This window comes from Rhodopirellula maiorica SM1 (assembly GCF_000346295.1).
In the GTDB taxonomy this organism is placed as follows: Bacteria; Planctomycetota; Planctomycetia; order Pirellulales; family Pirellulaceae; genus Novipirellula; species Novipirellula maiorica.
This window is the reverse complement of sequence record NZ_ANOG01000118.1, coordinates 1-3,568: the sequence shown is the minus strand read 5'-3', so window position 1 is coordinate 3,568 and position 3,568 is coordinate 1. Positions and strand designations below refer to the sequence as shown.

The 3,568-nt window shown below is 55.0% G+C and carries 2 protein-coding genes; both read left to right on the top strand.

The genetic code is table 11. The features are described from left to right. Positions 1-349 precede the first annotated feature (349 nt). Positions 350-1,786: a BamA/OMP85 family outer membrane protein gene (locus RMSM_RS03420; RefSeq protein WP_173405104.1), complete on the top strand. Its 1,437-nt coding sequence runs from the start codon at positions 350-352 to the stop codon at positions 1,784-1,786. Then, positions 1,776-3,473, top strand: coding sequence for a BamA/OMP85 family outer membrane protein (locus tag RMSM_RS03415; protein WP_236621990.1), 1,698 nt, complete (start codon positions 1,776-1,778; stop codon positions 3,471-3,473). Before RMSM_RS03420 ends, RMSM_RS03415 begins: the two co-directional genes overlap by 11 nt. The last annotated feature ends 95 nt before the right edge of the window (positions 3,474-3,568 follow it).

The following is a 3,568-nucleotide window of genomic DNA, read 5'->3' as shown; positions in this document are numbered from 1 at the left end:
TGTGGACGACAGTCTTAACGAATTTCCAGTGCAAAAATCGCATCTGCCGGATCTGCGTCGCTACCGCGACTTGATCCGGCCTACCGTCCAACTCTAACTTTCCCCTCCCCCCGGCAAGGATCAGTCGCTGAAAGAGGGCAATCGCCTGAAAAAAAGCCGCCGAATTAGTTGTAAATCTGCCTTGTCGTGAGTGCGTCTGCGTTGGTAGTTACCAACATTGATATCGCAAATAGGTGGAAAATCGTCAATCGATGACGATTTATCCGCTCCATTGCGACCGAATTCAAGGATGAATCGGTTTTCCCCTAGCGGGATACCTCACTGTAAGACAGAACGGACTACGAACCGAATGACTGCTCGAACGACTCGACGCGCTCTGTGCTGTAGTGCCGCCCAATCGGTATTGCTAACCATGCTGATCGCATTTGCTCTGACGCCAACGTTGGCGAATGCGCAAATGGGTGGCGGAGGCGGATTCGGGGGTGGCCAAGGCGGCGCAAGTGCTCCCGGGCCCGACACTCGTCCCAAATTTCAAGACCATGTTCGCAGCCGCGATGGGGTAACGATCCACCGCGAAAAAGGGGACGCGATCGTGCTGGACGTCACCGTGCGTGGCAATAAAGCGATCGGCACCCACTTGATCATGCAAAAGATCGAAACGCGAAAAGATCGCTTTTATGATTACGAAACTGTGCTCGGCGACGTGCGACGTCTGAACGACATGGGCTCGTTTGATCACGTCACCTTTAAAGTTGACGAACGCCCCGAAGGTGTCGCAGTTACCTATTTCGTACACGAGCGACCGGTCATCACCAAGGTTGTCTTTCACGGTCATCGCGCGTTTAACAACCGCGAAATACGCAATCGCGCCGGAGTCCAAGCCAACGACCCGTTAAGTGAGTTTTCGGTCGAATCCGCTCGACGCCGCATCATCGACTACTACCTCGAAGAAGGTTTCAATCAAGTCGCCGTTGATGCACAAATCGGTTTCGGAACCGATCCAGGAATCGTCATTTTCCGCATCAACGAAGGTCCCAAAGAACGAATTGCCGACATCACAATCAAAGGTAATACGATCGTTAACGAAGCCCGACTGAAAAAAATCATCGCCAGCCGTGGACCTACCGCCGGCATATTGTCCTACATCGGAAACACCGCCAACCTGGCCAAGATTGACAATGACGTCAACGTGCTGGCCACGTACTACCACAACCTTGGCTTTTTAACCGCCACCGTCGGGAGACGACTGCACTATGACGAATCCGGCAAATGGTTGTACGTCACCTTCGTGGTCAACGAAGGACCTCGCTTCAAAGTCAACGATGTCAAGATCGTCGGCAACCAGTTTATCACCGAAGAATCGCTTCGCAAACGGTTGGAATTAAAAGCGGGCGACATGTTTGACGGCACCCTGATGCGTCGCGATATCGGCGAGATCACCTACGGCTACGGCGAACTCGGTTTTATCTATGCCGAAGTCGAACCGAAGACTGTAATGCGAGACGAAGCGAACACAGTCGACTTGGTCTACGACGTCACCGAAGGCGATATTTGGAAAGTCGGTCGCATCTTGGTCAACATCGAAGGCGAACCCCATCTGATGCGTGAATCCACGATGCTAAACATGGTCGATCTTCGTGAAGGCGACATCATTGACCGTCGCTCGCTAGAACTAAATCGCCGTCGTATTGAACGCAGCCAATTGCTAGAGACCAATCCACAAATCGCCGACGCCCCCGACATCAAGGTCGTTCCGACCGATCGCGAGGTCGACGATGTCTACTAAGTTTCAACAGCACTCTTCCGATGAAGTCGTCCGCATGATGCACACGATTGAAAAAACAGCACGAACCATTGCGTGCTCGATCGGTGTCGTCGCGTTTGCGACGGCGTTCACCGGTTGCAACCAACTCGCGACGCAAGCACCACAAAGCGTCAATCCGCTGGCTGCCCGCGCGGCCGCATTGGATTCCGTATCGCCCCATTCACCTGCACAACCCACGACAACCGAGCCGCTTTCTGTTCAAACAGACGGCGATCGCTATGTCGCTCGGCAATATCCCAGCACCCCGCCGTACACGCCGCCGTCGAGCGGTTACACGGCACCGAACAACTACCAACCTCCCAGCAGTTATTCGGCTCCACCATCGCTGTCGAGCCCCTCGCAAAACTACAACGGTGGCAATACCTACAGTGCCCCCACAACGGCACCGCCGTCGACTCAGTACACCGCTCCGACCTATCCCGATTCGACCTTTGCACCTCCATCGAATACCTTTCCCGGTACAGGCTATCCGGACAGCGGCACACTGCTGCCGTATGGTGCCGATCCTTACGGCGGAGCTCCCTCGAGTGTTCCGATGCCCACAGTCCGCGAAGCCGACTTGATCATTAACGGATTCCCGGCGCGGACCGGACGAATCATGTTAGGTGGTGCCGTCAACAGTGATGCAGGCGTGACAGGACAAATCACCGTCGACGAACGCAACTTTGACATCATGCGATGGCCTCGTTCGTTTCAAGACTTGGTGAGTGGCACGGCGTTCCGTGGTGCTGGACAAACTTTTCGCATCGAAGCCGCTCCGGGTAGCGATTACGACCGATACACGATCAATTTTGCCGACCCCAACCTGTTCGGTTACAAACCAGTGAGCATGTCGGTCAGCGGATTTTTGGTCGACCGAAGTTTCGACGACTGGGACGAAGAACGTCTCGGCGGCCGATTGAGTTTCGGCTACCGCATCACGCCTGACCTTTCGATTTCGCTCGGCATCAGTGGACAAAGTGTCGAAGTTACGAACCCGAGCGTGCGTGGCGTTGCACCGCTGGAGGCCGTATTGAGCGACAACGTCGGACGCAACGAAGTCTATTCCGGCTCGCTGTCGTTAAAACACGACACACGTGACAGCCCAATTCAATCGAGCCAAGGGCACTATTTCGAATTCAGTTTCGAAGAAGCTTTTGGAGATTTTGATTACGCTCGCATCGAAACCGAATATCGCAAGTATTGGTTGATAGCGCAACGGGCCGACGGCAGCGGCAAGCAAACGCTGTCGTACTCGAACCAACTTGGCTTCAGCGGCGAAGACACTCCGCTTTTTGAGAACTTTTTCGCAGGCGGCTACGCCACGATGCGAGGTTTTGATTTCCGCGGTGCGAGCCCGGTTGTCGCCAGTGCCAACGGGAATGTCGAAGTCGGCGGTCGTTTCAAGTTCCTGAACACCGTCGAGTACATGTTCCCGATCACCGCCGACGACGCATTCAAAGGCGTCGCTTTCGTCGACTTTGGAACGGTCGAATCGGACGTCGAATTGCACAGTGATTCGTTCCGAGTCGCACCAGGTGCCGGTCTTCGCGTCGCCATTCCGATGCTCGGCCCAGCCCCCTTAGCATTCGACTTTGCCTATCCCGTCAACAAAGCCCCGACCGACGACACGCAGGTCTTCAGCTTCTACATGAGCCTGATCCGCTAACAAACGCCACCTTCCCCAGGGAGGGTCGGTCGCTGAAAGCGGCCGGGGAGGGCTAGTTGCCTCAAACGGCACGATCCATTCCTAACACAACGAGC